A 21,428-nucleotide genomic window follows, 5' to 3' on the forward strand; every position below is an offset into this window, starting at 1 on the left:
TCCCCCTCCCCCAAGAGGGGGAGGAGAGGTGCGCGCCCCGGTGCGGGCGTTGTGGTTCCTCTCCGCCCCGCTTGGGGGCGGACAGACCCGCGTAGCGGGTCAGGTGGGGGCCTGTGCTGAGCGCGCCGCGAACCACGGCGTAATCCGCCGCAGCGCCTCCTCGACCTCCGCCGTCGACACCGCGAAGCTGAAGCGGATGAAGTGCTTGCCCTCGACCGGGTCGAAGTCGACGCCGGGCGCCGTGGCGACGCCGGTGTCCTTCAAGAGCTGCTGGCAGAACCCCAGCGAGTCGTCCGTCAGGTGGCCGATGTCCGCCCAGATGTAGAACGCCCCATCCGGCGGGGCGATCTTGCGCAGACCCAGGGCCGGCAGGGCGTCCAGCATCCGTTGGCGATTGGCGCGATAGACGTCGATATGGGCTTCCAGCTCGTCGATGCAGTCCATGGCGGCCAGGCCTGCGTGCTGGCTCAGCGAGGGCGCGGTCAGGAACAGGTTGCCGACATAGGCCCGGGCGCGGTCCAGGTCCTCGCCCAGCGGCGCCAGCAGCCAGCCCAGCCGCCAACCGGCCATGCTGAAGTACTTGCTGAAGCTGTTAACGATCAGGGCGTCGGGCGCGAACTCCAGCATCGACGGTGTGCGGCCGGTGTAGCTGAGGCCGTGATAGATCTCGTCGCTGATGATGCGGATGCCGCGTTCCCGGCACACCTTGGCGATGGCTTCGAGTTCTTCGGGCGCGATGATCGTGCCGGTCGGATTGGCCGGGCTGGCGACGATGACGCCGGCCGGGGCGGGGTCCAGTTCCGCCAGGTGCTTGGCGGTCAGCTGGAAGCGGTCTTCCGGTCCGCAGGCGATCTCGACCGGCTCCAGGTGCAGTGCCTTCAAGCTGTTGCGATAGGCGACATAGCCGGGGCGGGCCAGGGCGATGCGGTCGCCGGGCGTGAACACGCTGGAGAGCGCCAGCACGAGCGCGGGCGAAGCGCCGCAGGTCAGCACGATCCGCTCGGGCTCGACCGTGACGCCGTAGAGCGTCTGGTAGCGCTGGGCGATGCGCTCGCGCAGCAGCGGGCTCTCCCAATAGCCCATGGCCTCGGCGTCCAGGATCTGGTGCGCCGTCGCGATCGCCTTGCTGGGCGCACCGGTCGAGGGTTGGCCGAACTCCATGTGGATGATCGAGCGCCCCTCGGCCTTCAGCTGGTGAGCCAGGCGGCTGATGGCGATGGCGTGGAAGGGTTCGATCTCTGCGCGCATGCCTGTGCCATAGCGGGGTTTGACGCGGCGCGCATCCCGCTTGAGAAGAGGACATGCTCGCGCTTCTCCTCGCCGCCGCCCTGGTCCAGACGCCCCTGAACATCGGGGGGCGCGTGGCCCCCGCGCCGGAGGGGGCTTACGACTTCGGCTGGCCGGGGGTCTATTTCGAAGGACGCTTCACGGGTCCCGAGGTCGAGATCGCGGTCCAGCCCGGCGCCGAGCACCTGGCCGTCAGCGTCGATGGCGTCCGCAAGGCCGAGCTGGCCAATCCCGGCGAGACCCGTCTGAAACTAGGCGACCTGGGTCCCGGCCCGCACGTCGTGCGCCTGGACAAGCTGACCGAGAGCCAGACCGGCTTGGCGCGGTTCGAAGGGTTCTTCGTCGAGCAGGGCAGGGCGCTGCCCGCGACTAGTCGCCCGCGCCGGATGGAGTTCATCGGCGACTCCCACACGGTCGGCTACGGCGTGCGCTCGACCAGCCGCGACTGCACCGAGCAGCAGGTCCACGACCTGACCGACACCAGCCTGGCCTTCGGGCCGATCCTGGCGAGCCGTCTGAACGCCGACTACCGCATCGAGGCTTTCTCGGGCCGGGGTGTGGTGCGGAACTACAACGGTGTGGCGGCCGGCGAGCCGCTGCCGTTCCTGTTCCCGCGCGTGATCCCGGGGCAGGCCGAGCCGCGCGCGGCGAACGACGCCTGGAAGCCGGATGTGGTGGTCATTGGCCTGGGCACCAACGACTTCTCCACACCCCTGCATGCCGGCGAGGCCTGGGCCGACGAGGCGGCGTTGCGGCATGACTACCGCGAGACCTACGTGACCTTCGTCCAGGGGCTGAAGGCCAGCCGGCCCGGCGCGCGGGTGTTCCTGATCGCCGGCGACACGTTCGCCGAGGACGTCGCGCAGGTCGCCGACCGCACCGGCGCCAAGGCCGTGCGGATCACCGACATGGACCGCGGCGCCTGCCACTGGCACCCGTCGGTCGCGGACCAGAAGATGATGGCGGATCGCCTGGAGGCGGCGATCCGCGCCAACTAGCTAGCGCCGCTTGCCGCGCCGAACACCCTTCGGCAGCCCGCCGCGCGGCTTCACCGCCGCCTGCCGCCTCGCCCCCAACCGAGGACGCGGCATCTTCGGATCGGCCGGCATCGGGTCGCTGAGCATCTCGAACAGCAGGCCGCCGGTCACGGGCGTGGCCTCGACCAGCTTGACCTCGACGTTCATGCCCAGCGTCCAGCGCTGGCCGGTCCGGTCGCCGACCAGGGCGTGCAGCTTCTCGTCGTGGACGAAGAACTCCTCGCCCAGGGTCGAGACCGGCACCAGGCCGTCGGCGCCGGTGTCGGCCAGCTTGATGAACAGGCCAAAGCGCGTGACCCCGGTGACCCGGCCCGCGAAGGTCGCGCCCACGCGGTCGGCCAGGAAGGCGGCGATGTAGCGGTCGGTGGCGTCGCGCTCGGCGGCCATGGCCCGGCGCTCGGCGTGGGTGATGACCTCGGCCGTGTCCTTGATCTGGGCGATGTCCTGATCGGTGAGGCCGTCGTCGCCCAGGCCCAGCGCCCGGATCAGGCCCCGGTGGACGATCAGGTCGGCATAACGCCGGATCGGGCTGGTGAAGTGGGCGTACTTGGCCAGGTTCAGGCCGAAGTGGCCGATGTTCTCGCTGTTGTAGTGGGCCTGCATCTGGGTGCGCAGGACCACCTCATTGATGATCGCCGCATTGGCCCCCTCGCGCGTCTCGTCCAGCAGCTTGTTGAAGCGCGAGGTCTGCGGGGCCTGGCCCTTGTCCCAGCGGATCTCCAGCGTCTGCAGGAAGTCGGAGAGGTTCTGCATCTTCTCCAGGCTGGGCGTGTCGTGCACCCGGTAGATCAGGGGCGAGCGCTTGGCCTCCAGGCTCTCGGCGGCGCAGACATTGGCCTGCACCATCATCTCCTCGATCAGCTTGTGGGCTTCCAGGCTGGCGCGCTTGGTGATCGAGAGGATCTCGCCCTCGCGGATGATGATCCGGCGCTCGTCGCTCTCGATCGCCAGGGGCGAGCGGGCGTCGCGGCCGATCTTCATCGTCCGGTAGGCTTCCCACAACGGCTGCAGGATCGGCTCCAGCAGCGGGCCGGACTTGTCGTCCGGCTGGCCGTCGATGGCCGACTGGGCCTGCTCGTAGGACAGCTTGGCGGCCGAGCGCATCAGGCCGCGCACGAACTTGTGGCCCTTCTTGCGGCCCGATTTGTCGAACACCATCCGCACGGCCAGCGTGGCGCGGTTCTCAGCTTCGCGCAGGGAGCACAGTCCGTTGGACAGGGTCTCGGGCAGCATCGGCTCGACCCGGTCGGGGAAGTAGACGCTGTTGCCCTTCTCGCGGGCGTCACGGTCCAGGGCCGAACCGGGGCGCACATAGGCGGCGACGTCGGCGATGGCCACCCAGACCACCCAGCCGTCGACATTGGTCGCGTCCTCGTCGCGGTGGGCAAAGACGGCGTCGTCGTGGTCGCGAGCGTCCACCGGGTCGATGGTCACGAACGGCAGATGCCGCAGGTCTTCGCGACCCGTCAGCGTCGGCTCGACGGCGGTCTTGGCCTCGGCCTCGGCGGCTTCGGAGAAGCCGGTCGGGATGCCGTGGCTATGGATGGCGATCAGCGAGGCGGCGCGGGGATCATTCTCGGTGCCGACCACCTCCAGCACCTTGCCGGGCTTGGGACCATAACGACCGCCATGCGTGCCGACCTGGGCGAGGACCAGATCGCCGTCCTTGAAGTCGTGGGCGACGCTAGGGTCCAGGACCAGGACGTCCTTGGACTTGCGGTCGACCGGCTCGACGCGGATTTCCTTGCGGTGCTTGCGGATGACGCCCAGCACCTTGTGGGCGCTCTGACCCAGCTTCTTGATCAGCTTGGCTTCGAACTCGCCGGTCTCCAGGCGATCGAAGCGGACCAGCAGGCGGTCGCCCAGCCCCGGCGCGCCGGCCGCGGCCTCGCCCTTGGTCGGGGCCAGGCGGACATTGGGCACGTCGTCGTCGGACTTGGTCAGTTTGACGTAGAGCTCGCCGTCGCCATCGCGATCGACCACGTCAGCCACGCCCACCGGCGGCAGGGAGCCGGCTTCCGCGAAGCCCTTGCGGCCGCGCTTGGCCAGCGCGCCCTGGGCCTCCAGTTCGCGGATCATCTCGCGCAGGGCCCGGCGGTCAGCGCCCTTGAGGCCGAAGTGGCGGGCGATGTCGGCCTTGCCGCTCTCGCCGGCGTCGCGCAGGAACGCGATCAGCGTCTCGCGGTCAGGCAGACCGGCGGGCGGCTTGGGCTTGAAAGTCTTGGTCGGGCGAAGTTTGGCCATGTCCTGCCTTACCCCGTTACGGGGGCGGATGGCCAGACGTGGGGCCTAGTGGGACCCTAGTACAGGTCTTCGATCGAGCGCGGCGGCGTCGGTTCGGCGGGCTTCGCCGCAGCCGGAGCGGCGGCGGGCGTGGGTGTCGAAGGCGGAGCCTCGACGACCGGGGAAGCGATCGGGGCTTCCTGTTCGGCGGTCTCGACCTCGACGGCCTTGGGCTTGGGCTTCTCGACCGGCGGCGGCTCGTAGGCGAGGGCGGGGGCGGCGTCCTTGACCGGCACGCCCGAGACCTCGGCCAGCGGCTGCTTGGAGGTTTCCAGGCCGCCGCGATCGATCTTCATGGCGTTGGTCAGGCCCATGGCGAAGCCGCCCACGCAGCACAGGATCAGCGCGGACACCACGACATGCAGCGGCAGGGGACGTTCCAGCGTCGTCATGCCTGAACTCTACTCCCCTGCCGTCAAACTGAACAGATTAGGCTTCGTCGTCCCAAGGGGCGGCGCCGTCCTCGGTCGTCTCGGCGGCGGCCTTAGCCTTGGGCGCGGCCTTCTTCGCCGCAGGCTTTTTGGCTGCCGGCTTCTTCGCGGCCGTCTTCTTGGCTGGAGCGTCGCCTTCAGCCTTGGCGGCGGCCTTCTTCGGGGCAGCAGCCTTCTTCGCCGGTTTCTTGCCACCGCCCTTGGCGGCGCGCTCGGCGATCAGGGCCACGGCCTCGTCCATGGTGATGGAGGCCGGGTCCTTGCCCTTGGGCACATTGGCGTTGGTGTCGCCGTGCTTGATGTATGGGCCAAAGCGGCCCGACAGCACGCGCACCGGCTTACCGTCCTCGGGGTGGTTGCCGAGCTCGGCCAGAGCCGCCGCGGCGCCGCGCTGCGGACGTCCGCCGCCGGCCCGCTTGTCGGCCAGGATGGCCACGGCGCGGTTCAAACCGACGTCGAACACCTCGTCGGCGTTCTCCAGATTGGCGTAGGTGCCGTCGTGCAGCACGAACGGTCCGAAGCGTCCCAGGCCCGCCGTGATGACCTTGCCGTCGTCCGGGTGCTTGCCGACTTCACGCGGCAGCGAGAGCAGGCGCAGGGCCTTCTCCAGGTCCATGGCCGAGGCGATCCAGCCCTTGGGCAGGGACGAGCGTTTGGGCTTCTCGCCGCTGTCGGCGGCGGCCAGTTCCTCGACATAAGGACCAAAGCGGCCGTTCTTCAGCCACACGGCCAGGCCGGTCACCGGGTTGGTCCCCAGTTCCTTGTCGGCGCTCTCGGCCTCGCCGTCGCCTTCCGACACGCCCAGCTGGCGGGTGTAGCGGCATTCGGGATAGTTCGAGCAGCCGATGAAGGCCCCGAACTTGCCGGTCTTCAGCGACAGCTGACCCGAGCCGCAGGTCGGGCACAGGCGCGGATTGCTGCCATCACCCTTGTCCGGGAAGATGTGCGGACCCAAGGCCTCGTTCAGCGCGTCCAGGACGTTGGTCGTGCGCAACTCGGCGATCTCGCCGACGGCGGCGTGGAAGTCCTTCCAGAAGTCGCGGAGGAACTGTTTCCAGTCCAGCTTGCCGTCCGACACCAGGTCCAGCTGCTCTTCCAGGGCGGCGGTGAAGTCGTATTCGACGTAGCGCTTGAAGAACTGCTCCAGGAACGCGGTGACCAGGCGGCCCTTGTCCTCGGGGACGAAGCGCTGCTTGTCCATCTTCACGTATTCGCGGTCGCGCAGCACGGTCAGGACCGAGGCGTAGGTCGACGGACGGCCGATCCCCAGCTCTTCCATCTTCTTGACCAGGCTGGCTTCCGAATAGCGCGGCGGCGGTTCGGTGAAGTGCTGGTCGGCGCGGGCCTCGATGACCTTGGCGGCGGCGCCTTCCTCGATCATCGGCAGGCGGGCGCTGTCCTCGTCGCCCTCGTCGTCGCGGCCTTCTTCATAGACGGCCAGATAGCCGGGGAAGAGCACGACCTGACCCGTGGCGCGCATGCCGGTCTGGCCGTCGGCGCTCTCCAGGTCGACCGTGGTGCGCTCGATGCGGGCGCTTTCCATCTGGGAGGCGATCATCCGCTTCCAGATCAGCTCGTACAGGCGGCCCAGGTCCGACTCCAGACGCAGCGAGCCCGGGTTGCGGTTCAGGCTGGTCGGGCGGATGGCTTCGTGGGCCTCCTGGGCGTTCTTGGCCTTGGCCTTGTAGTAGCGCGGGGTTTCGGGGACGTAGGTGTCGCCATAGACCTTGCCGATCACGCTGCGCGCCTCGGCGATGCCTTCCGGCTCGACCGACACGCCGTCCGTACGCATGTAGGTGATCAGACCGACGGTCTCGCCGCCGATGTCGATGCCTTCGTACAGCTTCTGGGCGGCCTGCATGGTGCGTTGGGCGCTGAAGCCCAGCTTGCGGGCGGCTTCCTGCTGCAGGGTCGAGGTGGTGAAGGGCGGGGCGGGTGAGCGCTTGCCGGGCTTCTTCTCGACGGCGGCGACCTTGAACACGGCCGCGCCGACGGCGGCCTTGGCGGCCAGGGCCGAGGTCTCGTTGTTCAGGTCGAACTTGGTGAGCTTCTTGCCTTCGTGCTTGACCAGGCGGGCCAGGAACGGATCGGCGCCGGCCGAGACGTCGGCGTCGACGGTCCAATATTCCTGGGTCTTGAAGCGCTCGATCTCGATCTCGCGGTCGACGATCAGGCGCAGGCAGACCGACTGCACGCGGCCGGCCGAGCGGCTGCCCGGCAGCTTCCGCCACAGCACCGGCGAGAGGGTGAAGCCGACCAGGTAGTCGAGGGCGCGGCGGGCCAGATAGGCCTCGACCAGCTCCATGTCGACGTCGCGCGGATTGGCCATGGCCTCCAGCACGGACGTCTTGGTGATGGCGTTGAAGGTGACGCGCTGGACGGCCTTGTCCTTCAGCGCCTTCTTCTTGTTCAGCACTTCCAGGACGTGCCAGCTGATCGCTTCCCCTTCGCGATCCGGGTCGGTGGCCAGAATCAGGCGGTCGGCCTTCTTCAGGGCGTCGACGATGTCGCTGACCCGCTTGGAAGCCTTGGCGTCGACCTCCCAGCTCATGGCGAAGTCGTTGTCCGGTTCGACCGAACCGTCCTTGGACGGCAAGTCACGGATGTGACCGTACGAGGCGAGAACCGTGTAGTCGGACCCGAGGTACTTGTTGATGGTCTTGGCCTTGGCCGGGCTCTCGACGACGACGACGTTCATTCTGACTCTGGGCTGCAAGCAAAGCGATCGCCCTGGAGGCGAGCGCCGGGAAAGTGGGGCCCGGCTAGGGGTCTGTCAACGCAGGCCGGTAGAAACGGCAGCGCTTAGCCGCTTGTTAAGACCGTTGTGTGAGCATCGGGACGTCGTTTTATGACCGGATCCCAATGGACCTGAGCGTGAACCGGATCGCCACCGAGGCCTATGTCTCGCCGGTCCAACCGATCAAGGCCGTGACCTCGAACGCCGAACGCGCGGAAATCGCCGATCGGCTGAAGCAAGCCGTGCGCGCCGCGCCGGCCGCGGGGACGGGGCTGCTGGTGGACCTGTCGGTCTAAGACGCCTCTCTTCAAGCTAGACCAATCGCCACGTTCCTGACGCGGGAGCGTGGCCAAAGTCGTGGCTTGGGCCGGCGCTTCGGCCTGTGACGCGGCGGATTGATGGCGCAGTGGAGACGACGCGGCCGGAAAGGCGTGGCCTTGATCGTGAGCGTTGGCGCGCACGTCGCCGCCGTGGCGGTGCTGATGGCCGCCCATGTGACGCCGCCGACGCCTGAGCCGCCATCGGTGATGGTGACGCTGGTCGATCCCCCACCGCCACCTCCGCCGCCGCCGCCACCCCCTCCGCCGCCGCCCGCGCCGCATGACGCCCCCAAGTCGCCGGTGAAGGCCCCGGCCAAACCACCGTCGCCCGAAAAGCCCAAGGACAAGCCCAAGGCGGCGCCGCGCTCGCCGCTGCGGGTGACCAAGGCGCCGCCCAAGAACGTCCCGACCCTGGTGGCCAGTCGTGATCCGGCCCCCAGTCCGGTCATGGGCCTGGGTGATTCCGAGCTGCAGGGCGCGGCGAGGGCTGGTTCAGGCAGCGGCGGGGGCGGCGGCGGGGACGGCTGCGACATGGTCCGGCTGCTGCAGGAGGGCCTGCGCAAGAACCCGCGCGCTCGCGCTTCGCTGATGCGGGCCCACAGCGCCACGGTCGGCGCCGGCCGCGCACCCCTGGTGTGGAGCGGCGACTGGGCGCGGGTCACGGGCGAGGAGGGCGACGGCCTGGCCGGTTTGCGCGAGATGATCATGATGGAGGTCGCCTTCGCCCCGGCCGCCTGCAAGGCCGAGCCGGTGCGCGGCCTGGTATTGATCTCGCTGAACGACGGCCCCGGCGGCGCCCGCTTCGTGCTGGGCGGTGGTCACTGGAAGTGGTCGGACCTGCTGTTCGCCAAGGGCGCGCGGCGAGGAGGCTAGAGGCGCTCGAGCAGGTACAGGCAGCCGACGGTGACGTCCGCGCCTTCGCGACGCAGCGGGATTTCCTGGCGCTCGAGGATCCGGAAGCCGGAGGCGCTCGCCTGGACATAGGCGTCGCCGTGGGCGTAGCGGGCCGAGGGCAGCAGGGTCCAGCCGTCTTGGCCAAGCTCGGTGCTGACCGCCATCAGGCCGCCGGGCGCCAGCGCCGCCGCAGCGGCGGCGAACAAGGGCGCTAGGTCGCCGAAATAGATCAGCACGTCGGCGGAAAAGATCAGGTCGAAGGCGCCGGGGTTGCTCTCCAGGAAGGTTACGGCCTCGTCTTGGATCAGGGCATAGTAGCCGCCGCGCTCGGCGGCCTTGGCCAGCATGCCCGAGGACAGGTCGACGCCGGTCAGCCGGCCGCCGAACCGCTTGAGGTGCGGCCCGGCCAAGCCCGTGCCGCAGCCCAGGTCCAGGATGCGTTCAAATTTTTGGCCGTGTTGCGCGATCAGCTCGGCCAGCAGGGCGGGGGCCTCGTAGCCCAGCATGTCGACCAGCTGATGGTCGAAGCGCTCGGCGAAGCCGTCGAACAGCGCCTCGACGTAGGACGCCGGGGCCTTGTCGATGCCCGGCTCGACCAGCACCCGCAGCTCGTGCGCCCGGATCGTGTCGGCGGGGTTGCGCGCCTCCAGCCAGGCGCCCAGGGCGCGGGCGGCGTCCAGGCGCTGGAAGGCCACCAGGATGCCGAAGCTCTCGCGGGCCACGGTTTCCGGATCCTCGGCGTCGGACCCGGCGATGCGAGCGTAGAGGTCCAGGGCCTCCTGCGCAGACGCGCCGTCGAGCGCGGCATAGGCGGCGGCGCGGGCCCAGGTCAGGCGGGCGCCTTCAGGCACGGGCTCTACGGCTTCGGCGGCGGCGAAGGTCGCGGCGGCGCCGGCGAAGTCGCCGGTCAGGAACTGAGCCTGGGCCAGGCATTGGTGGCGGATCGGATCGTCTGAGGCGTCAGCCGCCCGAGCCAGCGGCTCGACAGCTTCTGCAAAGCGTCTCGTCTGCATCAAGGCCAGGCCCAGGCCGAACAGGGCCTCGTCGTGGCCGGGGCTCATGACCAGCACGGCGCGGAAGGCGGCCTCGGCGTCGTCCAACCGACCCTCGGCGCTGGCGGCGACGGCGACGCCGAACATGTCTTCGATGGCCTGGGCTTCCATGGACGCTCCCTCCGACTCGGAAGGAGGTTAAACGCCAGCCGCCATGCCGCCGTCCAGCAGTTCCGCGCGGCCGGCCAGGCTGAGCTCGACCAGGGCCGCCATCACGGCCGAGACCGGGGCGCCGGCGGCGCGCACCAGGTCGTTGCGCGACACCGGCGTGGGCGAGAGCAGGGCGGCGACCCGCTCGCGCAGGGCGTCGTGGTCGATGTCGGTATCCGGCTGGGATTCGTAGCCGCGATCGCGCTCGCGCAGGTGGATCTGGCCCGACAGCGAGCGCAGCACGTCCTCGGCCCCCTCGCACAGGATCGCGCCCTGGCGGATCAGGTCGTTGGTGCCCTTCGAGCGCGGGTCCAGCGGCGAGCCGGGCACGGCGAAGACGTCGCGGCCCTGCTCGGCGGCCAGGCGGGCGGTGATCAGCGAGCCGGACTTCAGCTCGGCCTCGACCACGATGACACCGCACGACAGGCCCGAGATGATGCGGTTGCGGCGCGGGAAGTCCTTGGCCTGGGCGCGGCGGTCGGGCGCGCTTTCGGAGACGACGCAGCCCTCGGCGGCCAGGCGGGCGTGCAGCTTGTCGTGCTCGGGCGGATAGACGTCGCCGACCCCGCCGCCCAGCACGGCGATCGTGCCGGTGGTCAGCGACCCTTCATGCGCCGCGCCGTCGATGCCGCGCGCCATGCCGGATACGACGACATAGCCGGCGGTCCCCAGGTCGGTGGCCAGTTGGCGGGCGAAACGCTGGCCGGCGGCCGAGGCGATGCGGGCGCCGACGATGGCCAGGCTGGGTTCGGACAGCAGTTCGGCGCGGCCCAGCGTCCAGAGGACCGGCGGCGGCGGATCCAGGGCGGCCAGGCGCGGCGGGAAGTCGGGCTCACAGCCGCAGATCAGGCGCGCGCCCAGCTTCGCGCCGGCCTCAAGCTCCTGCTCGATCGCCTCGCGCGGCGGCAGGGACAGCGGCACGGCGCGGCCGCCGCGTCTGGAGAGATCGGGAAGGGCGGAGAGGGCCCGCTCGGGCGTGCCGTAGCGGGCGATCAGGTGGTCGAAGGCGACGGGGCCGACGGTCTCGGTGCGCGCCAGGCGCAGCCAGGCGAAGCGCTGGATGTCCGAGAGCCGGCCGACCGTCACGGCGCGTCGGCGACGGGCGGGGGCGCCGCGTCCTTCTTCTTGCCGATCTTGGGCTCCTGGCCCTTGAGCAGGCGGGCGATGTTCTCGTGGTGGCGGATGAAGATCAGCACGGCCATGAACAGGCCCAGGCCCACCATCGGATAGGGCTGGTCGAAGGCCAGGGCGAACGGCGCGGCCAGCACGGCGGCGGTCAGGGCCGCCAGCGAGCTGATGCGGAACAGGAAGGCCATGGCCAGCCAGGTCGCGCCGGCGGCGACGCCCACCGGCCAGCAGGCGCTGAGCAGCACGCCGTAGAAGGTGGCCACGCCCTTGCCGCCCTTGAACTTCAGCCAGACGGGGAACAGGTGGCCCAGGAACGCCGCGCCGCCGGCCAGGGCGATCACCGCTGGATTGCCGTGGGTCAGATAACGGGCCAGCAGCACCGCGACCACGCCCTTACCCGCGTCACCCAGCAGGGTGATGGCCGCCAGGTCCTTGCGGCCCGAGCGCAGCACGTTGGTCGCGCCGATATTGCCCGAGCCGATCTGCCGGATGTCGCCAGCCCCGCCCAGCCGCGTGGCGATCAGCCCGAACGGGATCGACCCGAGCAGGTAGCCGCCGACGATGGTGATGGCGAGCGTCAGATAGGTGGCGGCGACGAGATCTTGCACGTTTCGACCCTAAGGCGAGTTGCGCGCGAATTCAACCGCTGCGCAAGCGAGAGTTGTGGCGTTAGGTGTAGTGCAGACTCGGGATGCCTCCAAATCTCCTCCCCCGCGATGCGGGGGAGGTGGCCCGGAGGGCCGGAGGGGGCGAGCTGGATCGAGGCCGCATTAGCCCCCTCAGTCGCTACGCGACAGCTCCCCCGCATCGCGGGGGAGCAGATTACCTACCCCTCCGCCCGATGCACCACGCGGCCGTCGACCACCGTCATCAGCACCTGGCCTTGCAACCTACGCCCGTCGAATGGCGAGTTCTTGGACTTCGACAGCAGGCGGGCGGCGTCGATGATGATCGGCGCGTCGATATCGCACAAAACCAGGTCCGCCGGCGCGCCCGGCGCGATACGGCCGCCGCGCAGGCCCAGCAGTTCGGCCGGAGCCAGGGTGACGGCGCGGATCAGGTCGACCAGGGCGATGCGCTCGTCGTGGTACAGGCTCAGCATCGCCGGCAGCAGGGTTTCCAGACCCACCGCGCCAGGGGAGGCTTCGTCGAACGGCAGACGCTTGTCTTCGGCCGGGGCCGGGTTGTGGGCCGAGACGATGATGTCGATCAGGCCGCTGGCCAGGGCCTCGATCAGCGCCTGGCGGTCGTCCTCGCCGCGCAGGGGCGGGTTCAGCTTGGCGAAGGTGCGGTAGTCGCCGATGTCCAGCTCGTTGAAGGACAGGTGGTTGATCGACACCGAGGCGCTGATCCGCAAGCCCTTCTTCTTGGCGCGGTCCAGGGTTTCCAGCGCTTGAGCGCTGGTGATCTGGTCGACCAGCAGCTTGCCGCCGGTGGCTTCCAGCAGGGCGACGTCGCGCTCCAGCATGATCCGCTCGGCCATCGGCGAGATCGAGGGCAGGCCCATGCGGCCGGCGAACTCGCCGCCGGTCGCCGCGCCGCCCTTGGCCAGCCACGGGTCCATCGGACGGTGGGCCAGCAGGGCGTCGAAGCCCTTGGCATAGGTCAGGACGCGCTGCATGACCTTGCTGTCGACGATGGGCTTGCCCGCGTCGGTGACATAGACGCAGCCGGCCTCGCGCATCAGGCCGATCTCGGCCATCTGCTCGCCTTGCAGGCCCTTGGTCGCCGCGCCGGCCACCAGGATGCGGGCGCTGTCGATGTCGCGGGCCCGGCGCAGGATGAAGTCGACGACGCTGGGATCGTCGATGGCCGGGGCGGTGTCGGGCTGGACGACCATCGAGGTGACGCCGCCGGCCGCCGCGGCTTTCGCCGCCGAGGCCAGGGTCTCCTTGGTCTCGGCTCCGGGCTCGCCGGTGCGGACGCGCAGATCAATCAGGCCGGGGGCCAAGAGGGCGCCGCCGCAGTCGACGACCCGCACGGCCTTGGACAGCTTGCCGAACTCGCGGCCCTTGGCGACGTCGCTGATGACGCCTTCGGAGACGATGACGCCGCCGGGGCCGTCATAGCCGCTTTCCGGATCGACCAGGCGGGCGTTGACGAGGGCGAGGGGCTGAGGCGCGGTCATTGGCCGACCTTTTCGATACGGGCGGCAAGGCTGGTCAGCACGGCCATGCGGGCGGCGACGCCCATCTCCACCTGGTCCTGGATCAGGCTGACGGCCGGATCGTCAGCGACGTCGCTGTCGATCTCGACGCCCCGGTTCATGGGGCCGGGGTGCATGACCTTGGCCCCCGGCGCGGCGCGGGCCAGCTTCTCGCGGTCCAGGCCGTAGAAGCGGAAATACTCACGGGTCGAGGGCACGAAGGCGCCCTGCATCCGCTCCAGCTGCAGGCGCAGCATCATGACCACGTCGGCGCCGGCCAGGCCCGACTTCATGTCGTGGTGGACGGTGACGCCCCAGCGTTCGGCCTGGGCCGGCATCAGGGTGGGCGGCCCGACCAGGCGCACGCTGGCGCCCAGGGTGTGCAGCAGGGCGACGTTCGAGCGCGCCACGCGGCTGTGCAGCACGTCGCCGCAGATCGCCACGGTCAGGCCCGAGACCCGGCCGAAGGCGCGGCGGATCGACAGGGCGTCCAGCAGGGCCTGGGTCGGGTGCTCGTGCTGGCCGTCGCCGGCATTGACCACGTGGCCGCTGACCTTCTGGCTGAGCAGGCTGGCCGCGCCCGACGAGGCGTGACGCACGACCAGCAGGTCTGGGCGCATGGCGTTCAGCGTGACCGCGGTGTCGATCAGGGTCTCGCCCTTGGCGACCGACGAGGTCTTGGGGTTCATGTTGACGACATCGGCGCCCAGCCGCTTGCCGGCCAGCTCGAACGAGCTCTGGGTGCGGGTGCTGTTCTCGAAGAACAGATTCATCAGCGTCCGGCCGTGCAGAAGGTCCAGGCTCTTGGACGTCTGCCGGTTGAAGGCGACGAACGCATCGGCCAGGTCCAGCAGGTCGGTGGCCTGAAGCGCGTTCAGGTCGCCGGCGGACAGGAAGTGGCGTTTGGGGAATTCGAAGACGCGGGCGCGGATCGTATCGATGGCCGCGCGGGCGGGGTCATGGGCTGAAGCCGTCATGAGCCCGCGTCATAGGCGGCTTTGGAGGGGAAGGGAAGCTGTGGCGCCGTTCGCTCCACAGCTACCGGGATGTTCAGAGCGACCGCAACCGCTCCAGCGCGCCCTGCAGGATCCAGCCCGCCGCCATCTTGTCCACGACCTCGTCACGGCGCTTGCGAGAGATGTCATGCTCGTCGATCAGCACCCGCGTCACCGCCGCCGTCGACAGGCGCTCGTCCCAGAAGGTGATGGGGAGGTCGGGCTTGATGCGCAGCAGGTTGCGGGCCAGGGCGCGGTTGGACTGGCAACGGACACCCTCGGTGCCGTCCATGTTCATCGGCAGGCCGACGACGATGCCGATGGCGCCGCGGCTGTCCATCAGCTTGAACAGCGCCTCGGCGTCCTGGGTGAACTTGGTCTTTTCGATCAGGGCCAGGGGGCTGGCGACCGTGCGGGTGACGTCGGAGACGGCGACCCCGATGGTCTTCTCGCCGGGGTCCAGACCCACGATCGGCGCATATTCGGGGAGGGCGGCGGCGAAGTCCGCGATGTCGAGAACGGGCATGTCTCTCCTTATACAGTAGCCGGCGTGCTTGAAACCTCGCGCGGGGACCGCTAACCCACGCTCTCGAATTTCAGGAGATCCCCATGGCCATTGACGCCGCCACGGTGCGGAAGGTCGCCCGGCTCGCCCGCATCGCCGAACCCGAAGAGCGCATCGAGGCCCTGGCCAATGAGCTCAACGGCATCATGACCTGGATCGAGCAGCTGGCCGAGGTCGACACCGACGGCTGCGAGCCGCTGACCAGCGTCGTGGCCGCCGGCCTGCCGCTGCGCGAGGACGTCGTCACCATGGGCGGCGATCCGGCCCGCGTGACCAGCAACGCCCCCAAGTCGATCAACAACTTCTTCGTCGTGCCGAAGGTCGTGGAATAATGAGTTCGCTGACGAAGCTGACCCTGAAGGCCGCCGTCGACGGCCTGGCCAAGCGCGAGTTCTCCTCGGTCGAACTCACCCAGGCCCACATCGAGGCCATCGAGGCCGCGCGCGGCCTGAACGCCTACATCCTGGAAACCCCGGACAAGGCGCTGGACATGGCCGCCAAGTCCGACGCCCGCCGGGCGCTGGGCGAAGCCGGCCCGCTGGAAGGCGCGCCGCTTGGGGTGAAGGACCTCTTCTGCACCGACGGCGTGCGGACCACGGCCTGCTCGAAGATCCTCGAGAACTTCGTGCCGACCTATGAGTCGACCGTGACCAGCCAGCTGTGGCGCGACGGCGCGGTGATGCTGGGCAAGCTGAACCTTGACCAGTTCGCCATGGGCTCGTCGAACGAGACCAGCTACTTCGGCCCGGTCACCAATCCCTGGCGCGCAAGCAACAGCAACAAGGCGCTGACGCCTGGCGGTTCGTCCGGTGGTTCGGCCGCGGCCGTCGCCGCCGATCTGTGCCTGGGCGCCACGGCCACCGACACCGGCGGCTCGATCCGCCAGCCGGCCGCCTTCACCGGCACCGTCGGCATCAAGCCGACCTATGGCCGTTGCTCGCGCTGGGGCGTCGTCGCGTTCGCCAGCTCGCTGGACCAGGCTGGCCCGATCGCCAAGACCGTCGAAGACGCGGCCCTGCTGCTGACCTCGATGGCGGGTCATGACCCCAAGGACTCGACCAGCCTGGACATCGCCGTTCCGGACTTCACCCAGTTTGTGGGCAAGTCGGTGAAGGGCCTGAAGATCGGTATCCCCAAGGAATACCGCGTCGACAACATGCCGGCCGAGATCGAGAAACTGTGGGCCGACGGCATCGCCTGGCTGAAGGAAGCCGGCTGCGAAATCGTCGACATCAGCCTGCCGCACACCAAGTACGCCCTGCCGGCCTACTACATCGTGGCCCCGGCCGAGGCGTCCTCGAACCTGGCCCGCTATGACGGCATGCGTTACGGCCTGCGCGAAGACGGCGCCAACCTGACCGAGATCTACGAGCACACCCGCGCGTCGGGCTTCGGCGACGAGGTCAAGCGCCGCATCCTGATCGGCACCTATGTCCTGAGCGCCGGCTACTACGACGCCTACTATCTGAAGGCCCTGAAGGTGCGTCGCCGCATCGCCGAGGACTTCGACAACGCCTGGCAGAAGTGCGACGCGATCCTCACCCCGACCGCGCCGTCTGCGGCGTTCGGCCTGGGCGAGAACAGCAACGACCCGATTGCCATGTATCTGAACGACGTCTTCACGGTGACGACGAACCTGGCGGGCCTGCCAGGTTTGTCGCTGCCTGCGGGCCTCGACGCCAACGGCCTGCCGCTGGGCCTGCAGATCATCGGCAAGCCTCTGGACGAGGCCACGGTGTTCTCGGTCGCCGGGGCGGTCGAGAAGGCCGCGGGCTTCACGGCCAAGGCCGAGAAGTGGTGGTAAACTGAAAAGGGCGGCTCCTCGCGGAGCCGCCCTTCTTCATTATCGGGGCGTGGGACCCTGACTTACATCGGCGCGGCGGGTTCAGCCGGGGCCGGAGCGGCCGGGGCCGGGATGACCAGCGGAGCCGGCTCGGCGATCGGGGCGCTCACGGCCGGCGGGGCGGCCGGGACGGTGGCGCTGACATTAGCCGAAGCGCTGTCGGCGGCCGGGGCGCTCTCGACCGGAGCCGCGCGGCGAGCGGCCGGGCGGGCCGGGGCCGTCGAGCGAACCGGGGCCGTGCGGGCGACCGGAGCAGGGTCAGCGGCGGCCAGTTCGGTCGGCTGCGGGATCGGGGCCGGGGTCGTGGCGGCGCTGGCCGGGACCGGTGTGGCGCTAGCCGGGGGCGGGCTTTCGGCGGCAGCGGTCTTCAGCGAGGCCGGATCGGTCGGAGCCTCGGTGCGATTGGCCGTCATGGCCCAGATCATGCCGCCGGCGACGACGGCGACGATCGGCGCGCCGACCAGAAGCGGCAGGTTGCTGCTCGCTTTCTTCTTGGGCGTGCGAGCATAGATCGGCTGCGCGGGAAACAGAGCCGAAGCATTCGGATCAGTCGCAACGACCGGTTCCGGGGCGTCGAAATTAAGAGTCGGGCGAATGGTGCGAGCGGTGGGCATTTCTACCTCCGTGAGTGAGCTGTTCGAGAAAATGAACGGTGCGATAACTCAGCGGTTCCCTTGCCTCGCAATGGCGCCGGATTTGACTCAATCCGGCCTTATTCAAAGAAGTCGCAAATCGAACGGTTTCGCTTACTCTGAGCTAGCGCAAAGCCTTGTGGGCCTTGCAACGGAGAAGATGCTTCGGATGACGTCCCAGAGCTTTTCCGGCCCGGCCCGCTTGATGTAGAGAGACGGCCATGACGCAAGATTCCAAAGTGATCCAAGGCCGCACCGGCCCCTGGGAAATGGTCCTCGGTCTCGAGGTGCACGCTCAGGTCGCCAGCAAGTCCAAGCTCTTCTCGGGCGCCGCCGTCGGTTTCGGCGCGGGTCCGAATGAGCAGGTCAGCCTCGTGGACGCGGCCATGCCGGGCATGCTGCCGGTCCTGAACAAGTTCTGCGTCGAGCAGGCGGTGAAGACGGGCCTGGGCCTGAAGGCGCAGATCAATCTGAAGAGCCGTTTCGACCGCAAGAACTACTTCTATCCCGATCTGCCGCAGGGCTATCAGATCAGCCAGTTCGACCAGCCGATCGTCGGCGAAGGCGTTGTCACCGTCGAACGCGACGACGGCACGACCTTCGACGTGCGTATCGAGCGCCTGCACCTGGAACAGGACGCGGGCAAGTCGCTGCACGACCAGGATCCGAACGCGACCTATGTCGACCTGAACCGCGCGGGCACGGCGCTGATGGAGATCGTCTCCAAGCCCGACATGCGCACCTCGGAAGAGGCGGCGGCGTATGTGAAGAAGCTGCGCACGATCCTCGTCTACCTGGGCACCTGCGACGGTGACATGGAAAAGGGCAACCTGCGCGCCGACGTCAACGTCTCGGTCTGCCGCCCGGGCGCCTATGAGAAGTTCCGCGAGACCGGCGACTTCAAGCACCTGGGCACGCGCTGCGAAATCAAGAACGTCAACTCGTATCGCTACATCCAGCAGGCCATCGAGTACGAGGCCCGTCGCCAGATCGAGATCCTGGAAGACGGCGGCAAGATCGACCAGGAGACCCGCCTGTTCGACCCGACCAAGCTCGAGACCCGCTCGATGCGGTCGAAGGAAGAGGCGCACGACTACCGCTACTTCCCCGATCCGGACCTGCTGCCGCTGGTGCTGGACCCGACTTGGGTGCAGGAACTCGAGACGACCCTGCCGGAACTGCCGGACGCCAAGAAGGCGCGCCTGCAGAGCCAGTACGGCCTGTCGGCCTATGACGCCGGCGTGCTGATCATCGAAAGCGACCGCGCCGACTACTTCGAAGCGGCCGCCAAGGGGCGTGACGCCAAGCTGGTCTCCAACTGGGTGACCAACGAGCTGCTGTCGAAGCTGTCGTCGGGCGGCCACGAGATCGTCAACTCGCCGCTGCCGTCGTCGGACATCGCCCAGCTGGTCGAGCTGATCGAGAACGGCACCATCTCGTCGAAGATCGCCAAGGAGGTCTTCGAACACATGTGGGCCGGCGAAGGTCGTCCCTCGGAGATCGTCGAGAAGCGCGGCCTGGTGCAGATCAACGACACCGGCGCCATCGAGAAGGCCATCGACGACCTGATCGCCGGCAATCCCGACAAGGCCGAGGCCGTGAAGGACAAGCCGCAGGCCCTGGGCTGGTTCGTCGGGCAGGTCATGAAGGCCACGGGCGGCAAGGCCAACCCCGGCACGGTCAACGAGCTTCTCCGCAAGAAGCTGGGCGTCGCCGAATAGGCGTTACGACTATCCAGAAATGACGAGGGCCCGCGGCGAAAACCGCGGGCCCTTCTTCGTTGATGCGAACTTTTATTATTGGGGCGCAGTCGGCTCTTCGGCCGGCTTCTTGTGCTTCTTGCTCTTCTTGGCGGCCTTCTCGTCGGCGGCCGGGGCCGTCGGTTCCTGGGTCGCCGGCGCGGTGGCCGAGCTGGGCGTGCCGGCGCTGTCGGCCGGAGCGGCGCTTTCGGTGGCCGGCGGCGCGGCCTGGGTCGACGGATCGCTGGCCGGTGGCAGCGTCGTGGCCGGAGCCGGGCTGGTCATGCTGGGTTGCGGGTCGGCCGGCGTGGTCTGCGGGGCCGTCGTCTGGGCCATAGCCGAGCCGGCAAAGGCGGCGGCGGCCAGAGTGAGCGCGGCGGTCGTGATGCGCAGGGTCTTCATGGGCTTGGGACCGTATTGCTGCAGCGTCGAAGTGTGACGCGAGCCCAACGCTGGCTTGGCAATGCGGTCGAAATGACTTCGCAATCGGGCGCTTAGGCCTCACACGCGGCGAGGTTGCGGCGCTCGTGGCGGCAAAACGGCGCCCCAGGCAGAGCCCAGGACGCCGTCTTCAACTGCTCTAGAGCAGTCAGGTCTAGTGATTGGCGATGACGTCGAAGATCAGGCCGCTGGCGATGGCGGCGAGCACGTAGTCATTGCCGGTGCGGTACCAATAGTAACCACGGGGCGGAGCGCGCAGGTTGTAACGATAGTAATCGTTCACCACGTAGCCGCGGTCACGATAGTATCCGGGCAGATATGCGCCGCGCTGCCACGACGAATAGCCAGGGCGGAAGCCCGGACGGCCGTAGTAGCTGGCCGGCGGCGGGCCGTAGGACCAGCGATTGTTATAATAGTAGCCGTTGTGACGGCCGCGATCCCAGCGGTCACCGCGGTCCCAACCGCCGCCACGGCGGTCATCGCGATCCCAATGGCCGCGGTCACGGTCCCGGCCGCGATCCCAATCGCGGCCATGGTCGCCGCGGTCACGGTCACGATGTTCCCAGCGGCCGCGATCCTGGGCGGCGGCGTCGGTGGCCGTGAAGGCCAGCGGCCCGGCCACGGAGGCCACGGCGGCGATGGTGAGCAGCAGACGTTTCATCTCGTCTTCTCCTAGTGGTCGGGCGATGCTTGCGGAGCCTCGCCTAGAAACTTCCCTCGACCTTGAAACGCAGAATGTCCGTCTTCGGCTGAACCCAGGCTGAACGGCGCGGTCAGGCTTTTCGTCGGGTCACACTTGGCGCAACGAACGGTCGCGACCATGTTCCGTAACAACGACGATGACCGGGGAGGGAAGGCCGATGAGCCGTCCGATCGAGCTGCACTACTGGCCCACGCCCAACGGCTGGAAGGTGTCCATCGCCCTGGAGGAGATGGGGCTGCCCTACGAGATGATCCCGGTGAACATCGGGACTGGCGAGCAGTTCAAGGCCGAGTTCCTGGCCATCAGCCCCAACAACCGCATGCCGGCCATCGTGGATCCGGATGGTCCCGATGGCCAGCCGATCTCGATCTTCGAGTCCGGGGCCATCCTGCAGTACCTGGCCCGCAAGACCGGCAAGTTCTACGGCGAGACCGAGCGGGACCGCGTCAATATCGACCAGTGGGTCATGTGGCAGATGGGCGGGCTGGGGCCGATGGCCGGCCAGACGCATCACTTCCGCCAGTACGCGCCGGCGATCATCGCCGACCAGCGCCAGATCGCCTACGGCGCCATCCGCTACACCAACGAGACGCACCGCCTGTACGGGGTGCTGAACAAGCAGCTGGAAGGCCGCGATTTCGTCTGCGGCCAATTGTCTATCGCCGACTTCATGATCTGGCCCTGGATCGTTCCCTGGAAGAACCAGGGCATTATTCTCGATGAGTTCCCCAATTTGAGGACGTGGTTCGAGCGGGTCGGGGCGCGGGAAAACGTGCAGAAAGGCTTTAAGCTCGGCGCCGAGTTACGGGCTGGAGGCCTGCAATCCTCGGGAAAAGCGGCCGAAGACGCCCGTAGAGTCCTGTTCGGACAGCGCGCCCGTTAAGGGGCTGTATACTGTGATTTACACCCAGTAATCAGGGTCAATAAAGAGTAACGGGGTGCGGCATTTATGCTCTCCGCGCGCTTAACTATATGTTCAGTCGCGCGGGACTTTCCTCTCATCAAGCTCAAAACCGACAAAACGTCGGGGCGAGCTTGAGAGAGG

The 21,428-nt window shown here is 68.5% G+C and carries 20 protein-coding genes; 7 read left to right on the plus strand and 13 right to left on the minus strand.

What is annotated here, in order from left to right; translation table 11 throughout:
- Nucleotides 1-99: 99 nt before the first annotated feature.
- Nucleotides 100-1,248, minus strand: a complete 1,149-nt coding sequence (locus tag AC07NF_RS17625) for a pyridoxal phosphate-dependent aminotransferase (RefSeq protein WP_494628760.1) — start codon at nucleotides 1,246-1,248, stop codon at nucleotides 100-102.
- 53 nt (nucleotides 1,249-1,301) lie between these two features.
- Here AC07NF_RS17625 and AC07NF_RS17630 point away from each other — a divergent pair, with 53 nt between their 5' ends.
- Nucleotides 1,302-2,285, plus strand: a complete 984-nt coding sequence (locus AC07NF_RS17630; protein WP_494628759.1) for an SGNH/GDSL hydrolase family protein — start codon at nucleotides 1,302-1,304, stop codon at nucleotides 2,283-2,285.
- Here the strand turns inward: AC07NF_RS17630 and rnr are convergent, their stop codons facing one another.
- The 3 genes from rnr to topA are packed head-to-tail and all read right to left on the minus strand — an operon-like array spanning nucleotide 2,286 to nucleotide 7,736.
- On the minus strand, nucleotides 2,286-4,568 hold the full coding sequence (gene rnr, locus AC07NF_RS17635; RefSeq protein WP_494628758.1) for a ribonuclease R: 2,283 nt from the start codon (nucleotides 4,566-4,568) through the stop codon (nucleotides 2,286-2,288).
- 56 nt (nucleotides 4,569-4,624) lie between these two features.
- Nucleotides 4,625-4,999, minus strand: coding sequence for a hypothetical protein (locus AC07NF_RS17640; protein WP_494628757.1), 375 nt, complete (start codon nucleotides 4,997-4,999; stop codon nucleotides 4,625-4,627).
- 37 nt (nucleotides 5,000-5,036) lie between these two features.
- Nucleotides 5,037-7,736, minus strand: coding sequence for a type I DNA topoisomerase (gene topA / locus AC07NF_RS17645; RefSeq protein WP_494628756.1), 2,700 nt, complete (start codon nucleotides 7,734-7,736; stop codon nucleotides 5,037-5,039).
- A 164-nt stretch (nucleotides 7,737-7,900) separates the two neighbouring features.
- Here topA and AC07NF_RS17650 point away from each other — a divergent pair, with 164 nt between their 5' ends.
- Both AC07NF_RS17650 and AC07NF_RS17655 read left to right on the plus strand, forming a co-directional pair.
- Complete coding sequence (locus AC07NF_RS17650) at nucleotides 7,901-8,071, plus strand: hypothetical protein (RefSeq protein WP_494628755.1); 171 nt, start codon at nucleotides 7,901-7,903, stop codon at nucleotides 8,069-8,071.
- A gap of 102 nt (nucleotides 8,072-8,173) precedes the next feature.
- Nucleotides 8,174-8,968 carry a hypothetical protein gene (locus AC07NF_RS17655; RefSeq protein WP_494628754.1) on the plus strand — a complete coding sequence of 265 codons (795 nt, stop codon included), beginning with the start codon at nucleotides 8,174-8,176 and terminating at the stop codon, nucleotides 8,966-8,968.
- On the opposite strand, the gene AC07NF_RS17660 is transcribed toward AC07NF_RS17655, so the two are convergent.
- The 6 genes from AC07NF_RS17660 to ruvX form a co-directional block, all read right to left on the minus strand.
- Nucleotides 8,965-10,152, minus strand: a complete 1,188-nt coding sequence (locus AC07NF_RS17660; RefSeq protein ID WP_494628753.1) for a methyltransferase domain-containing protein — start codon at nucleotides 10,150-10,152, stop codon at nucleotides 8,965-8,967. The two genes, AC07NF_RS17655 and AC07NF_RS17660, sit on opposite strands and share 4 nt — an antisense overlap.
- Before the next feature lie 27 nt (nucleotides 10,153-10,179).
- Complete coding sequence (dprA, locus tag AC07NF_RS17665) at nucleotides 10,180-11,277, minus strand: DNA-processing protein DprA (protein ID WP_494628752.1); 1,098 nt, start codon at nucleotides 11,275-11,277, stop codon at nucleotides 10,180-10,182.
- Complete coding sequence (gene plsY / locus AC07NF_RS17670; RefSeq protein WP_492812162.1) at nucleotides 11,274-11,927, minus strand: glycerol-3-phosphate 1-O-acyltransferase PlsY; 654 nt, start codon at nucleotides 11,925-11,927, stop codon at nucleotides 11,274-11,276. Before plsY ends, dprA begins: the two co-directional genes overlap by 4 nt.
- 218 nt (nucleotides 11,928-12,145) lie before the next feature.
- Nucleotides 12,146-13,447 (minus strand): dihydroorotase, encoded by a 1,302-nt coding sequence (gene pyrC, locus AC07NF_RS17675; protein WP_494628751.1) that lies wholly within the window; start codon nucleotides 13,445-13,447, stop codon nucleotides 12,146-12,148.
- Complete coding sequence (locus AC07NF_RS17680; RefSeq protein WP_295112569.1) at nucleotides 13,444-14,442, minus strand: aspartate carbamoyltransferase catalytic subunit; 999 nt, start codon at nucleotides 14,440-14,442, stop codon at nucleotides 13,444-13,446. Before AC07NF_RS17680 ends, pyrC begins: the two co-directional genes overlap by 4 nt.
- 73 nt (nucleotides 14,443-14,515) lie before the next feature.
- The gene (ruvX, locus tag AC07NF_RS17685) at nucleotides 14,516-14,986 is read right to left on the minus strand and encodes a Holliday junction resolvase RuvX (RefSeq protein ID WP_494628750.1); all 471 of its coding nucleotides are present in this window, start codon (nucleotides 14,984-14,986) and stop codon (nucleotides 14,516-14,518) included.
- 83 nt (nucleotides 14,987-15,069) lie between these two features.
- On the opposite strand from ruvX, the gene gatC reads away from it, so the two are divergent.
- Complete coding sequence (gene gatC, locus AC07NF_RS17690; RefSeq protein ID WP_492812155.1) at nucleotides 15,070-15,357, plus strand: Asp-tRNA(Asn)/Glu-tRNA(Gln) amidotransferase subunit GatC; 288 nt, start codon at nucleotides 15,070-15,072, stop codon at nucleotides 15,355-15,357.
- A complete protein-coding gene (gene gatA / locus AC07NF_RS17695) occupies nucleotides 15,357-16,829 on the plus strand; it encodes an Asp-tRNA(Asn)/Glu-tRNA(Gln) amidotransferase subunit GatA (protein WP_494628749.1) in 1,473 nt (490 codons plus the stop codon). The genes gatC and gatA overlap by 1 nt, the downstream gene beginning before the upstream one ends.
- A 62-nt stretch (nucleotides 16,830-16,891) precedes the next feature.
- Here the strand turns inward: gatA and AC07NF_RS17700 are convergent, their stop codons facing one another.
- On the minus strand, nucleotides 16,892-17,482 hold the full coding sequence (locus AC07NF_RS17700; RefSeq protein WP_494628748.1) for a hypothetical protein: 591 nt from the start codon (nucleotides 17,480-17,482) through the stop codon (nucleotides 16,892-16,894).
- A 239-nt stretch (nucleotides 17,483-17,721) separates the two neighbouring features.
- Here AC07NF_RS17700 and gatB point away from each other — a divergent pair, with 239 nt between their 5' ends.
- The gene (gene gatB, locus AC07NF_RS17705; protein WP_494628747.1) at nucleotides 17,722-19,221 is read left to right on the plus strand and encodes an Asp-tRNA(Asn)/Glu-tRNA(Gln) amidotransferase subunit GatB; all 1,500 of its coding nucleotides are present in this window, start codon (nucleotides 17,722-17,724) and stop codon (nucleotides 19,219-19,221) included.
- Between the two features lie 75 nt (nucleotides 19,222-19,296).
- On the opposite strand, the gene AC07NF_RS17710 is transcribed toward gatB, so the two are convergent.
- Together AC07NF_RS17710 and AC07NF_RS17715 are read right to left on the minus strand one after the other, a co-directional pair.
- Nucleotides 19,297-19,641, minus strand: coding sequence for a proteophosphoglycan 5 (locus AC07NF_RS17710; protein WP_492812147.1), 345 nt, complete (start codon nucleotides 19,639-19,641; stop codon nucleotides 19,297-19,299).
- Nucleotides 19,642-19,834: 193 nt separating this feature from the next.
- A complete protein-coding gene (locus AC07NF_RS17715) occupies nucleotides 19,835-20,341 on the minus strand; it encodes an RcnB family protein (protein ID WP_494628746.1) in 507 nt (168 codons plus the stop codon).
- Nucleotides 20,342-20,540: 199 nt separating this feature from the next.
- Here AC07NF_RS17715 and AC07NF_RS17720 point away from each other — a divergent pair, with 199 nt between their 5' ends.
- Nucleotides 20,541-21,266, plus strand: a complete 726-nt coding sequence (locus AC07NF_RS17720; protein ID WP_494628745.1) for a glutathione S-transferase N-terminal domain-containing protein — start codon at nucleotides 20,541-20,543, stop codon at nucleotides 21,264-21,266.
- Nucleotides 21,267-21,428 lie beyond the last annotated feature (162 nt).

It is taken from the genome of Caulobacter sp. GW821-FHT10A06, from assembly GCF_059415805.1.